This is a genomic window from Phaeobacter sp. 11ANDIMAR09 (assembly GCF_001294455.1).
GTDB lineage: Bacteria > Pseudomonadota > Alphaproteobacteria > Rhodobacterales > Rhodobacteraceae > Pseudophaeobacter.
Genome location: NZ_LIKT01000014.1, coordinates 83,848 through 102,482, shown reverse-complemented (window position 1 = coordinate 102,482; position 18,635 = coordinate 83,848). Strand labels below are relative to the sequence as shown.

The window sequence follows — 18,635 nt, the reverse complement described above, 5'->3', positions numbered from 1 at the left end:
TACGCGGATAACCGCAACCAGATTAAGCGACCCCGCGTCTCCGCATGCGGGCACGACCCCTGAGAGTTCACTTGAGATCTCCGCAGTCCCGCATCAGTTTCCAGCGCATCGCATCCAACAAGGCCTCAAAGGAGGCGTCGATTATATTGGCGCTCACCCCGACTGTCGACCAGCGGCGGCCCTGACCGTCTTCGCTGTCGATAATAACCCGGGTAACCGCCTCGGTACCGCCCTGGGTGATACGGACCTTGAAATCAACCAGGCGCATATCGTTGATCACCGCAGAATAGCGCCCCAAATCCTTAGCCAATGCCTTGGCCAATGCGTTGACAGGTCCGCGGTCACTGCCAGTTTCATCCATCGACTCGCTGACAGACAGGCGCTTTTCGCCGTCGACCTTGACCACCACAACCGCCTCGGACAGGCTGATCATGCGGTTGTACTTATTTTTGCGGCGCTCAACTGTGACTTTGTAGCGTTTCACCTCAAAGAAATCTGTGCTCTGGCCCAGTTCCTCTCGCGCCAACAGCTCAAACGAGGCCTGCGCCGTATCATAGGAATAGCCCTCCGCCTCGCGCTCCTTGATCCGCTCGAGAATACGCGCCAGGGCGGGGTCGCCCTTGGCCACCTCCAGCCCGGCATCCATCAGACGTTTGCGCAGGTTGGACTGACCGGCCTGGTTCGACATCGGAATAATCCGCGAATTGCCCACCAGCTCGGGAACAATGTGCTCATAGGTGGTTGGATCCTTGAGGATCGCACTGGCATGCAGCCCGGCCTTATGGGCAAAAGCCGAAGCCCCCACATAGGGCGCCTGTTTGCTGGGCACCCGGTTGAGGATGTCATCCAGCATTCGGCTGAGCTTGGTCAGCCCCGCCAGGGCCTCTTGGCTGACGCCAATGTCAAACTGATCCGCATAGGGCTGTTTCAGCAGCAAGGTCGGGATCAGTGTGGTGAGGTTGGCATTGCCGCAGCGCTCCCCCAGCCCGTTCAGCGTGCCCTGCACCTGACGGGCGCCAGCTTCAATCGCGGCCAGCGAGCAAGCCACTGCATTCTCGGTGTCATTATGGGTGTGAATGCCCAGGTTTTCACCGGGTACTCCCGCCGCGATAACCTCAGCCACAATGGTCTTAACCTCGCTGGGCATGGCGCCACCATTGGTGTCACAGAGCACAACCCAGCGCGCCCCGGCCTCAAGTGCCGCCCGGCAGGCCGCCAAGGCATAGGCTGGATTGGCCTTATAGCCGTCAAAGAAATGTTCGGCATCATAGAGCGCCTCACGCCCCTGGCTCACCAGATGGGCGACTGAGGCGCGGATGTTGTCCAGGTTCTCTTCCAGCGTGATGCCAAGCGCCGCTGTCACGTGGTAGTCATGCGCCTTGCCGACCAGACAGACGGCTTGGGTCCCCGCATTCATCACCGCCGCCAGAACATCGTCATTCTCGGCCGAACGCCCTGCCCGTTTGGTCATACCAAAAGCAGTCATGGTGGCGCGTGTCTTGGGCGCCTCGTCAAAAAACGCGCTGTCGGTGGGGTTGGCCCCGGGCCAGCCACCTTCGATGTAGTCAATGCCTAGGTCATCCAGTGCCTGGGTAATCTGCTTTTTTTCCGCAGTTGAAAACTGCACCCCCTGGGTCTGCTGCCCATCCCGCAGGGTGGTGTCGTAGAGGTAAAGCCGTTCCTTGCTCATCCCAGCCCCTCCAGTTTTGCGGCATCAAACCCAGACCCTGGCACCAGCTCGACACCGGCCTTGCTCATCCGCACTTCCAGGCCCGCGTCAATAAAGGCCGCTTTCAATCGATCAACCTCTGCGAAATTCTTGGTTTCCATGGCGGCTTCACGCGCGCCCAGAAGTTGCGCCGCATAGCCCGATAGATCCAGGTCGGGCTGTTGTGCCCAATCGCCCATCTCGGGGGTCAAGAGCCCCATCAGCTGCGCCGAAGCCAGCAGACCAGCGGCATCTCCCGCAGCGGCCAGTTTGTGCATCTCTGCAATAGCTCCAGCAGTATTGAGATCATCTGCCAGTGCTTCAAGAACCGCGGCAGCAGCGGTGGCGGCGGGTTCGATGCCCGCTGTCAGCGCCCGCCACTTGCGCAGCGTCGCTTCGGCTTCTCCTGCTTTTTTCTCGGTCCAGTCCATCGGTTTGCGGTAGTGCGTTTGCAAGAACACAAAGCGGATCACCTCACCCGAGATCCCCTGATCCAGCAGGTCATGCACTGTAAAGAAATTGCCAAGGCTCTTGGACATCTTCTTACCCTCGACCTGCAGCATCTCGTTGTGCAGCCAGTATCGTGCAAAGCTATCAGGGCCATTTGCGCAGCAGCTTTGCGCGATTTCGTTCTCATGATGCGGAAACATCAGATCATTCCCGCCGGCGTGAATGTCAAAACTCGCCCCAAGCAGATCTTCAGACATGGCAGAGCATTCAATATGCCAGCCTGGACGGCCACGGCCCCAGGGGCTGTCCCAGCCCGGCAGGTCATCTGTCGAGGGCTTCCACAGTACAAAATCCATCGGATCGCGTTTGTTGTCCGCCACCTCAACCCGTGCTCCGGCGATCATGTCGTCAACCGAACGGCCAGAGAGCTGGCCATAATCATCATAGCTTTTAACCGAAAACAGCACATGGCCTGATCCATCGGCATAGGCATGACCCTTGGCGATCAGATCCTCGATCATCGTGACCATCTGGGTGATATACTGGGTCGCCCGAGGCATGTGATCGGGTTCGAGCGCGCCCAGCTTGCCCATATCACTCAGGTACCAGCCAATGGTTTCCTCGGTGCGCTCTGCCACCAATTCTTCCAACGTGCCCGCAGCGCCTGCTTCCTTGCGGGCCAGGGCCGTTGCATTGATCTTGTCATCGACATCGGTGAAATTGCGCACATAGGTGACATGATCGCGACCATAGACCACCTGCAACAGCCGGTAGAGCACGTCAAACACCACCACAGGCCGGGCATTGCCCAGATGCGCCCGGTCATAGACCGTCGGACCGCAGAGATACATCCGCACGTTCAGAGCATCAATCGGGGTGAATTCCGACTTTTTGCGGGTCTTGGTATTGTACAGTTTGATCACGGTGGTCGAGGTCATCAAGACAGCTCCTTGGACGGACACATATGTGCAGGCGCGCAGCGCGGGCTTAGCAACTTGTCAAGGAGAAGAAAACGACAGAAACCAGCCCGCTGAGAATTTCAGCAGGAAATGCAGCAAATAATGAGAGCGCAGGTTTTGGTCATTTGCATGACCTAGCATTTCTTTTTTGGTGCGCCAAGGGCCTTGTCTAGAAACGAAAGGCCGCGCCGATCGTCAAACGGCTGGCAGAGAGCCCCGTTGGCGCTTCGGCCGGTGTTCGGTGATGCAGATATTCACCAGTTAACTGCAGCGCCCGGTTTAGCGAAACGCGCATACCTATGCCCAGGACTTCGGACTCGTTTTCCACAAACTGGCCCCGGCTCTGCTGACGTCCAAGCGAAACATAGCCCAGACTGTTCCCAAAATCGTACCCCGCGCGCAGGCTGAACTGTTCCTCCCCCACGGTACGGCCAAGACCCGGGTATGCAGGTGCGTTGCCTCGGCTATAGCTCCCGCCCAAGACAAGCCGCCCGTAGTCCCGGTTGGCGGAAAAGGACAGTGTTCCCAGGGGATGCAAAGAAGAGGCACTCAAGCGGCTGGTCTCATCCTGGCGATCAGAGGAAAAATAGGTGGATTTCCAATCCCCCGACACCGCAGGCACAGCGGTCACCGTCACAGCAGCCATGGCGAGCCACAGGGCGAATGGTTTTCTCTTTAGCTGAACAGCTGGCATGATTTCTTGCCCATTTTGGCGCCCTTCAAGGCGCGGCTTTTCCTGAGCTCTCAGTGTCGCGGAAATACCTTAACGAGCGGTTCCAATTTCCGGTTTGAACCCGCACAAAAACGCAGAAAGCCATTCTTTCTTTTCCCCTCTTGAAGCTAGATTAAATTTTTCTGAAAGCCGGTACCAAAGCCGGTCGCAGCCGCCTCTTGGCAAGCTTCAAAGGTGTGAAAAAGAAGTCGCTTTTTTCACTTTGGTCGCAAACACGCTAGAATCGGTCGCCAAATCCGCCAAGGCTGAGGGCAGACGTAAAAGGATCCAATATGCTGGCGGAACGCTGTGTAGTTAATCTGGTTTGGCGCACCATTGGTGCCACCAGAGGTCGTGCCGCCCGCGGGCGACCAGGAAAGATGTTGTTCTTAACTCTTTGAAACAGCAGTAATTCCCCCGCATCTAGGATCAAAATCATGACCGATCAATCCGGCACTCCCAGCCGTGCATCCTCTCGTAGTGGCGGCCGCGCCGCGCGTCGCAGCGCCCGTGCCAGTGCCCTTCCGGACCATATGCGCCCCGTACGCCCCGGTATGGAGGGGGGGGGTCTTAGACCACTGACCCAAGAGGGCATGGAGCGCATCCATCGTGCAGCATTGGATGCGCTTGAAACCATTGGCCTGGCAGATGCGCCCCCCAGCGGTGTCGAATATCTGACCAATGCGGGCTGTATCCAGGGAGATGACGGGCGGATTCGCTTTCCCCGCGCCCTGGTCGAAGACATGCTGTCAAAGGCCAATCGGTCTGTGACGCTGTGCAGCCGCGATGGGCGCCACGATCTGGAGCTCTCTGGCAATCGGGTCCACTATGGCACCGCAGGCGCTGCGGTGCACATGGTGGATGTGGCTGGGCGCAACTACCGCGACTCCACAGTACAGGATCTTCATGACGCCGCGCGCATCTGTGACAAGCTGGACAATATTCATTTCTGCCAACGCCCTATGGTGTGCCGTGACATCCCTGACAACATGGAAATGGATCTGAACTCGATCTATGCCACCACCGCCGGCACGACAAAACATATCGGTGTCTCCTTCTCCGAGCCCGATTTTGTCGCCCCGGCTGTGGAGATGTTGCATATGATTGCAGGCGGCGAAGACAAATGGCGCGAGCGCCCTTTTGTCTCCAACTCCAATTGCTTTGTGGTGCCGCCGATGAAATTCGCCACCGAGAGCTGCGAAGTCATGGAGCGCTGTATCGAGGCAGGTATGCCAGTACTGCTCTTGTCTGCGGGCATGGCAGGAGCCACGGCGCCTTCGACCATTGCAGGCGCCATCACCCAGGCGGTGGCGGAATGTCTGGCCGGGCTGGTCTATGTAAACGCCGTGAAACCCGGCGCGCCTGCGATTATCGGCACCTGGCCCTTTGGTCTGGATCTGCGTACTGGTGCGATGACCATGGGCTCGGGCGAGCAGGCCCTGCTGACGGCAGGCTGCGCCCAGATGCATAAGTTCTATGGCATCCCCGGGGGAGCGGCTGCAGGGGCCAGCGATTCCAAAATGCCGGACATGCAGGCTGGCTGGGAGCAGATGTGCTCTAATGTCATGGCCGGCCTGTCCGGGCTCAATATGGTCTATGAATCTGCAGGCATGCATGCCTCGCTCTTGGGGTTCTGTCATGAATCCCTCATCTTGGGAGACGACATTATCGGCCAGGCGCTGCGCTGTGTGCGCGGGATCGAGGTGAATGACGAGACCCTGGCTCTGGATCAGATCGCCTCGGTCTGTATGGGTGGCCCCGGCCATTACCTGGGCACCAGTCAGACCCTGGATCGAATGCAGGTGGACTATGTCTACCCTTCGCTCGGGGATCGCACCTCGCCCAAAGAATGGGCAGAATTGGGCAAGCCTGACCTGTTGGAAAAAGCAACCGCGCGCAAGGAGCAGATCTTGTCAGAGCGCTCTGCCGCACGGTTTGACCCGGCCTTGGACGCGGAAATTCGTCGGCGCTTCAACATTCATCTCGACGCGTAACATACAGAAAGGGCGACGCAAAAGCGTCGCCCCTCTTTCTTTCACATCTCTCTTTTCGCCCTTGATTCAGGCAAAAAGCTCATGGGCCAGTTCAAGCGCGTCAATCAGTGTGTCGACCTCCGCCTTGGTATTATAGGCCCCAAATGACGCGCGACAGGTGGCCGAAACCCCCAGGTGATCCATCAAAGGCCCGGCGCAGTGATGACCCGCCCGCACCGCGACGCCCTTTTTGTCTAGGATCGTAGAGATATCATGGGCATGGGCCGCGCCTTCCATAGTAAAGCTGAAAATTGCGGCCTTCCCTGAAGCTTGCCCCTGAACATTGATCCAGTTCAACCCGGTCAGACGGGCCATGGCATAGTCGCGCAGCTCTGCTTCGTGGGCGGCAATGCTGTCCATGCCGAGCTCCATCATATACTCCAGCGCTACACCAAAGCCGATGGTTTGCACGATGCCCGGCGTGCCGGCCTCAAACATCATTGGCGGATCATTATAGATCACCGCCTCTTTGGAAACCTCGCGGATCATGTCACCCCCCCCCATGAAGGGGCGCATCTCTGCCATCCGGTCGGGGTGCACGTAGATCGCACCAGAACCCGAAGGCCCGTAGAGTTTATGCCCCGTGATGGCGAAGAAATCGCATCCCAGATCCTGAACATCCACCGGCATGTGAACCGCGCTTTGTGACCCATCGACCAGCACCGGCACACCCCGGGCATGGGCGCCTACGGTGATGGTTTTGATATCAACAACGGTGCCCAGGACATTGGAACAATGGGTCATGGCAATGAGCTTGGTCTTGGATGTGATGGCGTCCAGAACCGCCTGCGGATCGAGGCTTCCATCCGCCGCAGTGTCCACCCATTTAATCACCACACCCTGACGTTCCCGCAGAAAATGCCAGGGGACGATATTGGCGTGGTGTTCCATCACCGACAACAGGATCTCATCCCCGGCCTGAAGCCGTGGCATGGCCCAGCCATAGGCCACCATATTGATGCCCTCAGTGGTGCCGGAGTTCAGGATGATACTGTCTTCGTTCGCCGCGTTCAGGAACTTGGCAATAATGCCGCGCACGCCTTCGTATTTCTCGGTCGCCAGATTGGAAAGGTAGTGCAAGCCCCTGTGGACATTGGAATACTCCTGCGAGTACGCCTGATTGATCGCATCAATCACCACCTGTGGTTTCTGCGCCGAAGCCCCATTGTCCAGATAGGTCAGCGGCTTGCCATTGACCTGCCGGGACAAAATGGGGAAATCGCTGCGGATTTTTTCTACGTCATACATTTTACAGCAGTCCAAGGTTGGCAGGCCCAAGCAGCCTGACGATAAGGATCATGGCAAAGACCATCACGATCGAGGCCATTAGAACCACGGCAAAGGCACGCCAAAGTGAGGCAAACCCATGCGCTTCATTCACAAAGTTTAGCAGGACAAAGAGCAGCACAAGGCCGATCACCAGAAACACCATGCTGCCCAGCTGCGGCGAGATCAACAGAACCGCAATGCCGATGGACATACAGACCAGCTGCAGCAGCTGATCCCAAACCAAGAGCGACAGAATTGGCATGAATTGACCTGATCCCCCCAGCCAACGCCCTCCGAAGGTTAGCAAACCAGCAAAGAGCACGCTTCTAACCGCAGAGATCATCATCGACAGCCCCGGAGACTCCGAGGACATATCAAACATGGCCAGCTCACCAGAATCAGGAATGAACAATTCCAAAACCCCAAACAACAACGCGTTCAGGATGACGGCTAGGAACAGACCTGTCCAAATGGCTTCATTTGGAAACTGACGCAGCAAAATGCTGCGCGCTGCAACGCCGGGTTGGCGCAGTGTCAGAAGGACAAAGGACAGCAGCGCCTTCATGACTTCACCTGGGCCCCAGCCCAATACCCCTGATACATCCCCGAAATCCAAAACCACAAAAAGGCAGAAAACCACAGCCCGCCAATCAGGTTAAGCTCGGTTCCCGGACCAATCATACCCGCTACCAAGCCATTGAGCAGCATCAGTGGGCTGGCTGCCAAAAAGCTCCAGAACAGAGCCAGACGCGCCGCGTGGCTTTCACCAGTGCCGCGCAGGCCACGGGCAAGGAAATGTGCGATCAGTGCCAGGGTATAAAGCGCAAGTGGCGCTACAAAAATGATGCCAAACAATGCGTTACTAAGCAACATTGTCTGTTCCTGCCCGGTCAGATGAGCCTCGCGCGCCAGGCTTGGCATCCGAGAGACGAACATCAAAGCGCAGCCGGCCATGAGGATTGCCAACATCCGATCCTCGCGCGGGCCCATGCTCAGAAGCCGCGCAAACACCCTGCGCGGCCCCCGATATGTTGACAGGATATCTCCGGTAACTGCCATTTAGCGACGCCGCGCCAGCCAGCCTTCGAGCCGGGCCACAATTGCATCCGCAATCGACTGGTCTTCGACCTCTTCAACCGCTTCCGCCAGGAAGGCCAGTGTCAGCAGATCCGTCGCCTCATGCGCTGGAACCCCGCGTGAACGCAGGTAAAACAGCGCCTCTTCGTCGATGGCGCCAGTGGTAGAGCCATGCGAGCAGATCACGTCATCCGCGTAGATTTCCAACTCAGGTTTGGCCAAGAACTGGCTGTCGTCATCCAGAAGCAGCGACTGGCTGATCTGATAGCCATCGGTTTTCTGAGCGCCCTCTTTCACCAGGATCTTACCCTGAAACACGCCCGTAGCCCCGTTGCGCAGCACTTTTTTGAAAACCTGACGGCTTTCGCAATTCACGGCGTCATGGGTGATAAAGACTGTGTCGTCGTGGTGGAATTCGCCATCGCCAACGCAGGCACCAGCAATATGCGCAATGGCATCGCCGCCAAGGATCTCAACCACGGCCTCGTTGCGGGTCAAAATGCCATTCACGGTGAGAGTGAAGCTTTTGAACACAGACTCGCTGCCAAGGCGCGCAAACAAATGGGTTGCCGCACGACGTTCATGATCACGCCCCTGGGCGCGGACAAGATGCAGCTTGCCGGTGTCTGCAATGTCGATTTCCATACATTTGTTAAACCGCGAGGCCGCCGGGCCGTTCTCCAGAATGGTGGCCTCAGCGCCTGCTTCAACGCGGATCACGTGATGCAGGATAGCGTCTGAGGCTTCGTCGGAATGCACATAGACTAGGTTGATTGGCTTACTCGGTTTGCCCGTCACATGGATGGCAACACCATCCTGCGCAAAGGCAGTGTTCAACGCCGCCAAGGGTCGGGCAACCGGAGACTGACCGCGCGCCTCAAGCACGCCATAGAGATCTTTGGCCCAGTGAATATCCTGACAGCAGATGTCAGCGATCCGATCAATCTGCACCCCCTCCAGGCTCAGATCATCAGAGGCTTCGGCATTGTAGACCCCATCCACAAAAACGATCTTCAGGCGATCGAATTCGGAAAACATTGGCTCTTCGTCGCTGGCAAAAACTGCGGCCTTGCTCACCTCGGCGGAGGTCAGCTTATCTGGACGCGTGTATTTCCAATACTCATCCCGCCGTCCAGGCAGGCCCAGGGTCTGCACCCGCGACAGCGCCGCCTGACGCGCAGCGGCAAGGCAGCCCCCCTCAGGCAGGCTCATGGCTGCCAGCCGCGCCTCGGTGGCGCTTTGTTTTGCTTCCGCAAGAGCCATCTTAGGAGACCTCCGCCAAGATACCAGCATAGCCGTTGTTTTCAACTTCCAGCGCCAGCTCGGGGCCGCCGGTTTTGACGATCTTGCCACCGGCCAGAATATGCACGACATCGGGTTTGATATGGTCCAGCAAGCGCTGGTAGTGGGTGATCACCAGAAAACCACGGCCCTCGTCACGTAGCGCGTTGACGCCTTCGGCCACAAGTTTCATCGCGTCCACATCCAAGCCGGAATCGGTTTCATCCAGGATGCACATCTTGGGCTCCAACATCGCCATCTGCAGGATCTCGTTGCGCTTTTTCTCACCACCCGAAAAGCCAACATTCACCGGACGCTTCAGCATATCGGCGTCAATCTTCAGCTCTTTTGCCTTGGCGCGAATGGTTTTCAGGAAGTCCGCCGCCGACAGCTCTTCTTCGCCACGTGCTTTGCGCTGGGAATTCACGGCGGTACGCAGGAAAGTCATGTTGCCTACACCGGGGATTTCAACCGGGTATTGGAAGGCCAGGAAAACACCCAAGGCTGCGCGCTCTTCGGGCTCCAGCTCCAGCAGGTCTTCGCCTGCCAGCGTGGCGCTGCCATCGGTGACCTCATAGCCATCGCGACCAGAGAGCACATAGGACAGGGTCGACTTGCCCGAGCCATTGGGGCCCATGATGGCATGGACCTTGCCGGCCTCTACGGTCAGGTCCAGGCCTTTCAGGATCTGCTTGTCCTCGTCTTCAAGTTTGACGTGCAGGTTTTTGATTTCGAGCATTTTTTCCTCGTCTCTTTTCTTGTGGCCCACTCTTTAGGCGGCGCCTGTGTTCTGTTCTGCGCGCAGCTGCGCGGGAAAACTGTTGCGCAGATCGGCCCTGGCGCGCGCTATGCCCGCACCATAGTCCAGCTCTGCTGGTTGAGTGATGTGTCGCGCATGATCCGGGATCTGATCCCAGGCCAGTGGCGAGATAAGTGGCCGCCCAATTGAGGCGGCGTAATCGTAATACTTCAGATGCCCCTGATCGCCCGGCGAAACCCAGGTCGACGTAACCCCATAGGCATCGGCGGTCACCAGCCCATGCAGCGAGGCCGCATAGATGTGCCCGCAGGAACTGATCTGCCGACAGACCGTTTCCGGATCCTGGCGCGGGTCAATCAGCAGGATGTCGTCGCTGCTCTCCGCCAGGGTCTTGATCTCCACTTCCTCCATCTGGCTGTGATGGGGTACCAGACCAAAGCGATGCGTTTTTGACCCGGCGGCAGCAAAGACCTCTGCGGCCAAAAGACCGGGGTCACCAAAGCAATTCGTTTTGATTCCGAGCAAGCTCGCCGTAACAGGTCCACGCAACAAGGCAATGTTTACGTTAGATAAAAATCCAACTGATGAAACCGCGTGAAGCAGGCCCGCCCCCCAAATCACCGGCTTTTGCGCCCCGGGGTTTACCTCTGCATAGTTGCGCCGAACGATTTGCAGGATGGAGCCAATAGCAAAGAGCTCTGCCTTGGTCGGCCCTGCATGAACGACCTCACGACCACTCAGATAGCCAACCACAGAGGCAGAGAGCAGATCGCCAAAGTTTGGCACCGCCTTCCACCAAAACAGACGCAAGGGCCCGCTGTCAGCTGTCATATGAGAAGTCGCAACTGTCATCTTCAGCCGATCACCACCGCTGTGCCGCTGGCTGAAACCATCAGCATGGATTGACCAACAACCTCATAGTCGAGATCAACCCCGACCACGGCATTGGCGCCTTTTTCACGGGCGCGGTCTTCCAGCTCTGCCAGCGCGGTTTCCCGCGCGTCCTGCAGTTTGCTTTCATAGGCGCCGGAGCGTCCACCAACGATATCGGTGATCGAGGCAAAAACATCGCGCACCACATTGGCGCCCATGATGGCCTCACCCACGACGATGCCCTTGTATTCAGCGATCTGATAGCCCTCCACCGAGGGGGTCGTTGTGACGATCATTTTAGTTCTCCGCTCCTACCAGAGTTTCACCTTCTTCTTTGGCTTTCATTGCAGCACTCTTTTGGCGCCGCGCCTTATCAGCTTGGCGTTCCGACAGAGGCGGCGTGAACTTCGCCTGCAGGTTTTTCAACTGGTCTTTGTCAACGATCAGATGGTTCTTATTGCTCCGGTAACGCTGGTAAACATTCAACGAGGCATACCCCACCTCCTGAACCCAGTCCTGAAACGCCGCCTCGTTTTCGATGTCCACCTCGATCATGAGGATCGGACGACAACGCTCCAAGACACCAGAAAGACCGGAAATCACTTTGATTTCCATACCTTCCACATCAATCTTGATAAAGTCAGGTTCAACCTCGCTGAGCAGGTCATCCGCGCGATAGACGTCTAGATCTCCCTCTCCGGCGAGCATCTTGGCGCCGCCAAGGTTTCGGCGGCGCTTTTCCATGGCAAACCCACCGGATTGCTCATCCGAAAGCCCCACCCCAAGCTTTGACAAATCAACCCGGTCACGCAGCCCATTCACGAGCATATTGTTTACCAGAAGATCATAGGCCAAGCGGTTGGGTTCAAAGGGAATAACCCGACCCGCCTTTAGGAACAGCCCTGCAAAAAGGGAATGATTGCCAACATTGGCCCCAATATCGACAAAGGTGCCACCCTCAGGGAACAGAGGCATCAGCGCCTCCAGTTCGTTGAGCTCGTAAAAAGTCCCATTGCGATGACTGCGTTGGATCGGATCCTTTTCCTTGTTCACACAAAAGCTGACAGGTTGCCCCAGAACCTCGCAATGGATCAGCGACAGCGGGCCGCTTTCCAAAACGCGACCAAACGCCAGCTTTTTGCCGTGCCGGGTCAGATCTGGTTGTTTGTTGTCCATGTCAAATTGACCTTTGGAGTTTCAAGGAAAAGAACGATCCGGATCGTGGCGTTAGCCCACCGACCCTTCCAGCGAGATGGCAACCAGCTGCTGCGCTTCCATGGCGAATTCCATCGGCAGTGCTTGCAGCACGTCCTTACAGAAGCCGTTGACCACCAGGGCCACCGCGTCTTCTTCGCCAATGCCGCGCTGGCGGCAGTAGAACAGCTGGTCATCATCCACTTTGGATGTCGTCGCCTCGTGCTCAACCCGGGATGAGTTATTCTTCACCTCGATATAGGGCACCGTGTGGGCGCCACATTTGTCGCCGATCAACAGGCTGTCACATTGGGTGAAATTGCGGCTGTTCTTTGCCTTAGGATGCATCGAGACCAGACCACGGTAGGTGTTTTGCGCTTTACCTGCCGAGATGCCTTTGGAGACGATCCGGGATTTGGTGTCGCGCCCCAAATGCACCATTTTGGTGCCGGTGTCGGCCTGCTGCATGTTGTTAGCGATGGCGATCGAGTAGAACTCGCCCTGGCTCTCGGCCCCGCGCAGGATGCAGGAGGGGTATTTCCAGGTCACAGCCGACCCGGTTTCCACCTGGGTCCACATGATCTTGGCGCGATCGCCCCGGCAATCGGCGCGTTTGGTGACAAAGTTATAAATGCCGCCCTTTCCGTTTTCATCACCGGGATACCAGTTCTGAACGGTGGAGTATTTCACCTCGGCGTCTTCCTCAATGATGATCTCAACCACAGCCGCGTGTAGCTGGGCGATATCACGGGCCGGTGCGGTGCAGCCCTCAAGGTAGCTCACATAAGAGCCCTTGTCGGCAATAATCAGGGTACGCTCAAACTGGCCAGTGTTTTCCGCATTGATACGGAAATAGGTCGACAGCTCCATCGGGCAGCGCACACCGGGTGGGATGTAAACAAAGGAGCCATCCGAGAACACGGCCGAGTTCAGCGTCGCATAGAAGTTATCAGAGACCGGAACCACGGTGCCGAGGTATTTCTTCACCAGCTCCGGGTGGTCCTTGATTGCCTCCGAAATGGAGCAGAAGATCACACCGGCCTTTTTCAGCTCCGCCTGGAAGGTGGTGCCCACGGAAACCGAGTCAAACACCGCGTCGACAGCCACCTTGCGGCCCTCAGCAGGCATGTCCTCAGCGCCCTCGACCCCGGCAAGGATCATCTGTTCTTTCAACGGGATACCCAGCTTTTTGTAGGTTTCCAGCAGCTTGGGATCGACCTCATCCAGGGATTTTGGCTTCACGTCCATCGATTTCGGGCGGGCATAGTAATACTGGTCCTGGAAGTCGATTTCCGGGTAGTCCACCATGGCCCAGCTTGGCTCTTCCTTTTGCAGCCAGCGATCATAGGCCTCGAGGCGCCAGTTCAGCATCCACTCAGGCTCTTCGTTCTTTTCCGAGATCAGGCGAACGATATCAGTGGTCAGGCCCTTGGGGGCATATTCCATCTCGATATCGGTTTCCCAGCCGTATTTATATGTGCTGACCTCGGCCACCGCATCCACGGTTTCCTGGTCAACACCTTCCTTGACTTGGGTCTGGTCCAAAGCGGCCATGATATTCTCCTGCACTCACGCCACGCGGGCGCGATGTTTCTTGTGTTTCTGAAGCCATACCTCGGCAAAGCGCAGCACGTCTTCTTTTGTTGTTGTCGCCCCTAACGAGACGCGCACGGCGCCCTGGGCGGTATCTTCGTCAAATCCCATCGCGGTCAACACAGCGCTGGCGCGCACCTTGCCGCTGGAACATGCAGAGCCAGCGCTGATGGCAAAACCAGCCAGGTCCATCTGCATGACCTGTGTTTCGCCCTTCCAGCCTGGCACGGCAAAGCAGCTGGTATTGGGCAAACGGACAGCACCTTTGCCTGCACAGATAAGACCTGGAGCGCCAGCCACAAGGGCCTCTTCCATCAGATCGCGCAGTTGTTGCACCCTCTCCCAGGTGCCATCGGCCAATTGCGCAGCAGCGGCTTCGGCAGCGGCGCCAAAACCAGCGATACCAATCACATTTTCGGTGCCGGAGCGGCGGCCCATTTCCTGCCCCCCCCCCTTGATTTGCGCCGCAAGATCCGTACCCCGTGGCATTACCACGGCGCCAATACCCTTGGGCCCACCGAATTTGTGGGCCGAAATCAGCGCCATGCCGACGCCCAACCAATTAAAGGCGATGGGCAATTTGCCAAAACCCTGGGTCACATCGCTCACGGCCAGGCCCTGCGGCAGGCTTTGCACCACGCCGGTTTCGGAATTGGCCAGTTGCAGCGTTGTTTCTCCGGGGGTTTCAACCGCGACCACGCCATCGGAAGAAACCAAAAGATCCTCTTTGGTCCAAGCCCTTACGGCATCATGTTCAATTGCCGCCCCGTGCAGGTTCCTCCCTGCAAGTGCCAGGGAGGCTCCCTCGGTTGAGCCAGAGGTGAATACAATATCCGCACCATCGGCGCCAAAGGCCGCAGCCAACTGTGCGCGGGCACGTTCAACCACTGCCTTGGCTGCGCGCCCTTCGGCATGAACCGAGGAAGGGTTGCCGCAGTGATCCATGGCCGCAATCATCGCCGCACGGGCCGCAGGGGCCAGTGGTGTGGTCGCGTTGTGATCGAGATAAACCCGCTTCATGGAATCATCTTTTCTCGTTCAAGTGGGACGGAGCTGGCGCATTCACGCGTGGCATTGCCCGGATTATTCTGCGTCAACAACCGAAAACAGACCAGGAACGGCGGGACAGGGTGCCAGATCATTCTGAATAACGTCGGACAGTCGCGTCTGGTGCAGAAACACATAGACATGTGCGCTCAGACTCTCCCACAGGCGGTTTGTCAGCGATTGCGCCCGGCTGCCGCTCGTAGCACCAGAAGCCCCGGCCCCTTTGTGCATGGCATCAACGGTTTCATCAACGGCGCTCAGGATATCCACCACGCGAATTTCCGAAGGCGGGCGCGCCAAACGGTACCCACCGCCCGGGCCGCGAACCGAAGAAACCAGCTCCGCGCGGCGCAGTTTCACAAAAAGCTGCTCTAGATAGGGAAGCGAGATATTCTGCCGTTTGGAGATATCCCCGAGCACCACCAGCGCACCTTCTGACTGCAGTGCTATGTCAGCCAATGCGACCATCGCGTAGCGCCCTTTGGTAGAAAGCTTCATCTTTCCATATCTCCAAACATTCAGCCGACGCGCGAAAACATTGACCTCAACCGCGCGAATGCTTATCTCAGCGTGACGGTGCAATGCAATGGCCTGCGCCAGCAATTAGAATTGTTCTAAGATGGCTGATGGAATTCGTCAAGTATTCCCTCGGCAGCATCTGCAGAAATAAGAGTAGGATCCACTTACCCATGCCTGAGGTCATTTTTCCTGGACCCGAAGGCCGCCTGGAAGGCCGCTATCACCCACAAAAAGAAAAAGACGCGCCCATTGCCATCGTGCTGCACCCGCATCCGCAGTTTGGCGGCACTATGAATAACAAGGTCGTCTACAATCTGCACTATGCGTTCTACAACATGGGTTTTACCGTTTTGCGGTTCAATTTCCGTGGCGTGGGCCGGTCGCAGGGCGAATACGATCAGGGCATTGGCGAACTGTCTGATGCGGCGTCAGCACTGGACTATCTGCAGTCGATGAACAACAACTCCAAGCATTGCTGGGTTGCTGGTTTCTCTTTTGGCGCCTGGATTGGCATGCAGCTGCTGATGCGCCGTCCCGAAATCACCGGTTTCATCTCGGTAGCGCCGCCCGCCAATATGTATGATTTCTCTTTCTTGGCGCCCTGCCCGTCCTCCGGTTTGATCATCAATGGCACCTCCGACCGAGTGGCACCACCTGCGGATACCGTCAATCTGGTGAACAAATTGCACGAGCAAAAAGGCATCACAGTCACTCATACCGAAGTGGAAGGCGCTGATCACTTCTTCCAGGGGGATCACATGGACACATTGATGGGCCACACAACTGACTATGTGAAACGCCGCCTGACGGAGAACACCCGCTAATGGGAACCATCGAAAAGCTGGGTGAAAAGCTGGCTGTCGATACGCTCAAGGTCCAGGACGCCATTGGCGAGGATCGCTTTTACATGGAGGTTGCCCAGGTGCTCGGGGCAGCCTCACAATCCCTAGAAGAAGCCTTTTTGACCGAAATCCGTGTCCGGCTTGCCGAACGCAAAGCCCGTGAATTCATCGCAGACAAACTGGCCCAGGTGCAAAGCGAACTCGAAGAGAAAGCCAAGAGATGACCCAGCGTATCGAGGCGCAGTTTGCGTTCTTGCTGGAGGCAGACAGGCTGCGCGGAATTGAGCGGCAGAACCTGATCCTGGACTGTACGCGCCGGGAGAACTCTGCCGAACACAGCTGGCATCTGGCGCTCTATGCTCTGGTTCTGGCGCCCTTTGCTGAGCCAGATGTATCTATCAGCCGCGTCATTCAGATGCTGTTGTTGCATGATCTGGTGGAAATCGACGCCGGCGACCACCCAATTGACGAAGATTTTGACTGGGCTGCCGTCGCAGTGGCCGAGGCCGCCGCCGCCAAACGATTGTTTGGGCTTTTGCCCAGCGATCAAGGGGCGGCGCTGCATGATCTTTGGCATGAGTTTGAAAGTGCCGAATCGCCAGATGCACGCTTTGCCAAGCACCTGGACCACTGCCAGCCGATTTTCCAAACGCTGTATGGCAAAGACCCGCTGTCCGATCACATCGCTGTTGTGCGCGGCAATCTGTTTGGGGGCCGGGCTGCGGCGCTGCAGCAAAACCTCCCCGAGGCCTACCACCACGCCATGTCCCTCTTGGGCGAGCCCCGTGAAGGGGGGAGCAACGGCCTCAGCCAGCGGCTGCCCTTCCTCAATGAGGCCGATGGGCTCAAATCCGTTTTGCGTGCCACTCGGCTTGGCGATGGCTCGCGGGCCGAAAACTCGGCCGAGCACAGCTGGCACATCATGCTATACGGCTGGATCCTGGCGGAGCATGCCAGATCTGACATCGATATTTCCCGCGTCATCAACATGTTGCTTCTGCATGATATTGTCGAAATTGACGCCGGGGACACCCCCATTCACGGGGCGGTCTCCGCCGAGGCGCTCGCTGCGCAGGAGGTTCAGGAGCAACAGGCGGCTGATCGGCTTTTTGGCCTGCTACCAGAGGGACAGGGCACAGCCTTTCGCGCCCTCTGGGACGAGTTTGAGGCCGCGACCAGCAATGATGCGGTCTTTGCCAAGGCCATTGATCGGGTGCAGCCGGTATTGCTGAACCTTCTCAACGGCGGTGGCAGCTGGCTGGACTATGACGTCAGTCTTGCGCAGGTCGAGGCACGTGTAGGCGTCAAAGTCATACGTGGCGCGCCTGATGTCTGGGAATATGTCCGCGCCGAAATTACACCATGGTTTGAGGAAAACCAGCGATCATAACATCTTAATCCGGGCAATTCAGGTCGACTTCATGCCTGCCCGGATCAAAACTTTCGACTTTGGCGCCGCCACTGTCAGGGCGGGTCGACAGGGTCAGAAACCCGCCCGCAGGCAATTGCTGCCACCCGTCCTGTTCCTGCTCCAAAGGTTCAGACACAACGGCCCAGCCCTGGCGGGTCGCGCTCCAGCGATAATAGAGCGACGGCGCGATATGGTCAGAAGAATAGCGCGCCGCATAGAGCTTGTGCCCATCAGACAAAGCCACCGACAGCCGCATATGCGGGGTGCTACCGCGACTGCGTGACAGGCTTTCCAGTTTGGCAACGGCCCGTTCCAGGGCCGCCAGAGGATCTCTGTCCAACCCTTCCTTTAGGGTCAGTAGAAACAGGATTTCACTATCGGTAGCGCCTTTGCGGTGGGGATACAGATCATCCGGGACACACATGTCGGCGTAACGGCGGAATCCTTCGAACCCGCCGACCTGACCGTTGTGCATGAAAGACCAGCGCCCAACCGCAAAGGGGTGGCAATTGTTGCGACTGATGGCTGACCCGGTCGAGGCACGGACATGGGACAAGAACAAACCGGATTCGACCTGGTGCGACAGAGCCCGCAAATTTGGATCGGACCAGGCCGGATAGACATCCCGGTACAGACCCGGTTCTTCCCTGCTGCCGTACCAGGCAACCCCAAACCCATCGCCATTGGTGCTGGTTTTACACTCGGTGGCCTCTTGGCTCTGCGCCACCAACGAATGACCGGGGAGGGAAATGATGTCTTCAAGATAGATCGGAGATCCGAGATAGGCGGCCCAGCGGCACATTGGTTTGTCTTTCTTTTGGGTTCAGTGGAAGTCAATCACAGTGTTGTTACCCGGCTCTTGAGACAGCGTCGATCATCCCAACTGCACAGGTACCTGTTCAACGAT

The 18,635-nt window shown here is 57.5% G+C and carries 19 protein-coding genes; 4 read left to right on the top strand and 15 right to left on the bottom strand.

The window, feature by feature from the left end:
• Positions 1 to 67: 67 nt before the first annotated feature.
• From cimA to AN476_RS13285, 3 genes are all read right to left on the bottom strand, one after another.
• Complete coding sequence (gene cimA, locus AN476_RS13295) at positions 68 to 1,690, bottom strand: citramalate synthase (RefSeq protein ID WP_054462075.1); 1,623 nt, start codon at positions 1,688 to 1,690, stop codon at positions 68 to 70.
• Entirely contained in the window at positions 1,687 to 3,096 is a 1,410-nt protein-coding gene (gene cysS / locus AN476_RS13290; protein WP_054462074.1) for a cysteine--tRNA ligase, read from the bottom strand. Before cysS ends, cimA begins: the two co-directional genes overlap by 4 nt.
• A gap of 190 nt (positions 3,097 to 3,286) precedes the next feature.
• Positions 3,287 to 3,811, bottom strand: a complete 525-nt coding sequence (locus tag AN476_RS13285) for a hypothetical protein (protein ID WP_157063754.1) — start codon at positions 3,809 to 3,811, stop codon at positions 3,287 to 3,289.
• Between the two features lie 455 nt (positions 3,812 to 4,266).
• On the opposite strand from AN476_RS13285, the gene AN476_RS13280 reads away from it, so the two are divergent.
• The gene (locus AN476_RS13280) at positions 4,267 to 5,823 is read left to right on the top strand and encodes a trimethylamine methyltransferase family protein (protein ID WP_054462072.1); all 1,557 of its coding nucleotides are present in this window, start codon (positions 4,267 to 4,269) and stop codon (positions 5,821 to 5,823) included.
• 66 nt (positions 5,824 to 5,889) lie between these two features.
• Here AN476_RS13280 and AN476_RS13275 read toward each other — a convergent pair whose 3' ends face one another.
• From AN476_RS13275 to AN476_RS13225, 11 genes are all read right to left on the bottom strand, one after another.
• The gene (locus AN476_RS13275; protein ID WP_054462071.1) at positions 5,890 to 7,110 is read right to left on the bottom strand and encodes a cysteine desulfurase; all 1,221 of its coding nucleotides are present in this window, start codon (positions 7,108 to 7,110) and stop codon (positions 5,890 to 5,892) included.
• Position 7,111: 1 nt separating this feature from the next.
• Positions 7,112 to 7,696 (bottom strand): YIP1 family protein, encoded by a 585-nt coding sequence (locus tag AN476_RS13270; RefSeq protein ID WP_054462070.1) that lies wholly within the window; start codon positions 7,694 to 7,696, stop codon positions 7,112 to 7,114.
• Complete coding sequence (locus AN476_RS13265; RefSeq protein ID WP_054462069.1) at positions 7,693 to 8,190, bottom strand: hypothetical protein; 498 nt, start codon at positions 8,188 to 8,190, stop codon at positions 7,693 to 7,695. Before AN476_RS13265 ends, AN476_RS13270 begins: the two co-directional genes overlap by 4 nt.
• Complete coding sequence (locus AN476_RS13260) at positions 8,191 to 9,471, bottom strand: SufD family Fe-S cluster assembly protein (protein ID WP_054462068.1); 1,281 nt, start codon at positions 9,469 to 9,471, stop codon at positions 8,191 to 8,193.
• 1 nt (position 9,472) lies between these two features.
• Positions 9,473 to 10,228, bottom strand: coding sequence for a Fe-S cluster assembly ATPase SufC (sufC, locus tag AN476_RS13255; protein WP_054462067.1), 756 nt, complete (start codon positions 10,226 to 10,228; stop codon positions 9,473 to 9,475).
• Positions 10,229 to 10,261: 33 nt separating this feature from the next.
• Positions 10,262 to 11,101 (bottom strand): polysaccharide pyruvyl transferase family protein, encoded by an 840-nt coding sequence (locus AN476_RS13250; protein WP_054462066.1) that lies wholly within the window; start codon positions 11,099 to 11,101, stop codon positions 10,262 to 10,264.
• Between the two features lie 2 nt (positions 11,102 to 11,103).
• Positions 11,104 to 11,418 (bottom strand): heavy metal-binding domain-containing protein, encoded by a 315-nt coding sequence (locus AN476_RS13245; RefSeq protein ID WP_054462065.1) that lies wholly within the window; start codon positions 11,416 to 11,418, stop codon positions 11,104 to 11,106.
• Position 11,419: 1 nt separating this feature from the next.
• Positions 11,420 to 12,298, bottom strand: coding sequence for an FkbM family methyltransferase (locus AN476_RS13240; RefSeq protein ID WP_083464334.1), 879 nt, complete (start codon positions 12,296 to 12,298; stop codon positions 11,420 to 11,422).
• 51 nt (positions 12,299 to 12,349) lie between these two features.
• Positions 12,350 to 13,870, bottom strand: coding sequence for a Fe-S cluster assembly protein SufB (gene sufB / locus AN476_RS13235; protein WP_054462064.1), 1,521 nt, complete (start codon positions 13,868 to 13,870; stop codon positions 12,350 to 12,352).
• 15 nt (positions 13,871 to 13,885) lie between these two features.
• Entirely contained in the window at positions 13,886 to 14,929 is a 1,044-nt protein-coding gene (locus tag AN476_RS13230; protein WP_054462063.1) for a cysteine desulfurase family protein, read from the bottom strand.
• A 63-nt stretch (positions 14,930 to 14,992) separates the two neighbouring features.
• A complete protein-coding gene (locus tag AN476_RS13225; RefSeq protein WP_054462062.1) occupies positions 14,993 to 15,454 on the bottom strand; it encodes an Rrf2 family transcriptional regulator in 462 nt (153 codons plus the stop codon).
• Positions 15,455 to 15,645: 191 nt separating this feature from the next.
• Here AN476_RS13225 and AN476_RS13220 point away from each other — a divergent pair, with 191 nt between their 5' ends.
• From AN476_RS13220 to AN476_RS13210, 3 genes are read left to right on the top strand one after another with little or no spacing between them, the layout of a single operon-like run.
• A complete protein-coding gene (locus AN476_RS13220; RefSeq protein WP_009808392.1) occupies positions 15,646 to 16,299 on the top strand; it encodes an alpha/beta hydrolase in 654 nt (217 codons plus the stop codon).
• Positions 16,299 to 16,541, top strand: a complete 243-nt coding sequence (locus AN476_RS13215) for a hypothetical protein (RefSeq protein ID WP_054462061.1) — start codon at positions 16,299 to 16,301, stop codon at positions 16,539 to 16,541. Before AN476_RS13220 ends, AN476_RS13215 begins: the two co-directional genes overlap by 1 nt.
• On the top strand, positions 16,538 to 17,707 hold the full coding sequence (locus AN476_RS13210) for an HD domain-containing protein (protein WP_054462060.1): 1,170 nt from the start codon (positions 16,538 to 16,540) through the stop codon (positions 17,705 to 17,707). The genes AN476_RS13215 and AN476_RS13210 overlap by 4 nt, the downstream gene beginning before the upstream one ends.
• 4 nt (positions 17,708 to 17,711) lie before the next feature.
• Here the strand turns inward: AN476_RS13210 and AN476_RS13205 are convergent, their stop codons facing one another.
• Entirely contained in the window at positions 17,712 to 18,530 is an 819-nt protein-coding gene (locus AN476_RS13205) for a class II glutamine amidotransferase (RefSeq protein ID WP_054462059.1), read from the bottom strand.
• Positions 18,531 to 18,635 lie beyond the last annotated feature (105 nt).

What these genes read in the sequence shown, in the direction of transcription:
- cimA (WP_054462075.1), bottom strand. Translation starts at nt 1,690, where the DNA reads ATGAGCAAGGAACGGCTTTACCTCTACGACACCACCCTGCGGGATGGG.
- cysS (WP_054462074.1), bottom strand. Translation starts at nt 3,096, where the DNA reads ATGACCTCGACCACCGTGATCAAACTGTACAATACCAAGACCCGCAAA.
- AN476_RS13285 (WP_157063754.1), bottom strand. Translation starts at nt 3,811, where the DNA reads ATGCCAGCTGTTCAGCTAAAGAGAAAACCATTCGCCCTGTGGCTCGCC.
- AN476_RS13280 (WP_054462072.1), top strand. Translation starts at nt 4,267, where the DNA reads ATGACCGATCAATCCGGCACTCCCAGCCGTGCATCCTCTCGTAGTGGC.
- AN476_RS13275 (WP_054462071.1), bottom strand. Translation starts at nt 7,110, where the DNA reads ATGTATGACGTAGAAAAAATCCGCAGCGATTTCCCCATTTTGTCCCGG.
- AN476_RS13270 (WP_054462070.1), bottom strand. Translation starts at nt 7,696, where the DNA reads ATGAAGGCGCTGCTGTCCTTTGTCCTTCTGACACTGCGCCAACCCGGC.
- AN476_RS13265 (WP_054462069.1), bottom strand. Translation starts at nt 8,190, where the DNA reads ATGGCAGTTACCGGAGATATCCTGTCAACATATCGGGGGCCGCGCAGG.
- AN476_RS13260 (WP_054462068.1), bottom strand. Translation starts at nt 9,471, where the DNA reads ATGGCTCTTGCGGAAGCAAAACAAAGCGCCACCGAGGCGCGGCTGGCA.
- sufC (WP_054462067.1), bottom strand. Translation starts at nt 10,228, where the DNA reads ATGCTCGAAATCAAAAACCTGCACGTCAAACTTGAAGACGAGGACAAG.
- AN476_RS13250 (WP_054462066.1), bottom strand. Translation starts at nt 11,101, where the DNA reads ATGACAGTTGCGACTTCTCATATGACAGCTGACAGCGGGCCCTTGCGT.
- AN476_RS13245 (WP_054462065.1), bottom strand. Translation starts at nt 11,418, where the DNA reads ATGATCGTCACAACGACCCCCTCGGTGGAGGGCTATCAGATCGCTGAA.
- AN476_RS13240 (WP_083464334.1), bottom strand. Translation starts at nt 12,298, where the DNA reads ATGGACAACAAACAACCAGATCTGACCCGGCACGGCAAAAAGCTGGCG.
- sufB (WP_054462064.1), bottom strand. Translation starts at nt 13,870, where the DNA reads ATGGCCGCTTTGGACCAGACCCAAGTCAAGGAAGGTGTTGACCAGGAA.
- AN476_RS13230 (WP_054462063.1), bottom strand. Translation starts at nt 14,929, where the DNA reads ATGAAGCGGGTTTATCTCGATCACAACGCGACCACACCACTGGCCCCT.
- AN476_RS13225 (WP_054462062.1), bottom strand. Translation starts at nt 15,454, where the DNA reads ATGAAGCTTTCTACCAAAGGGCGCTACGCGATGGTCGCATTGGCTGAC.
- AN476_RS13220 (WP_009808392.1), top strand. Translation starts at nt 15,646, where the DNA reads ATGCCTGAGGTCATTTTTCCTGGACCCGAAGGCCGCCTGGAAGGCCGC.
- AN476_RS13215 (WP_054462061.1), top strand. Translation starts at nt 16,299, where the DNA reads ATGGGAACCATCGAAAAGCTGGGTGAAAAGCTGGCTGTCGATACGCTC.
- AN476_RS13210 (WP_054462060.1), top strand. Translation starts at nt 16,538, where the DNA reads ATGACCCAGCGTATCGAGGCGCAGTTTGCGTTCTTGCTGGAGGCAGAC.
- AN476_RS13205 (WP_054462059.1), bottom strand. Translation starts at nt 18,530, where the DNA reads ATGTGCCGCTGGGCCGCCTATCTCGGATCTCCGATCTATCTTGAAGAC.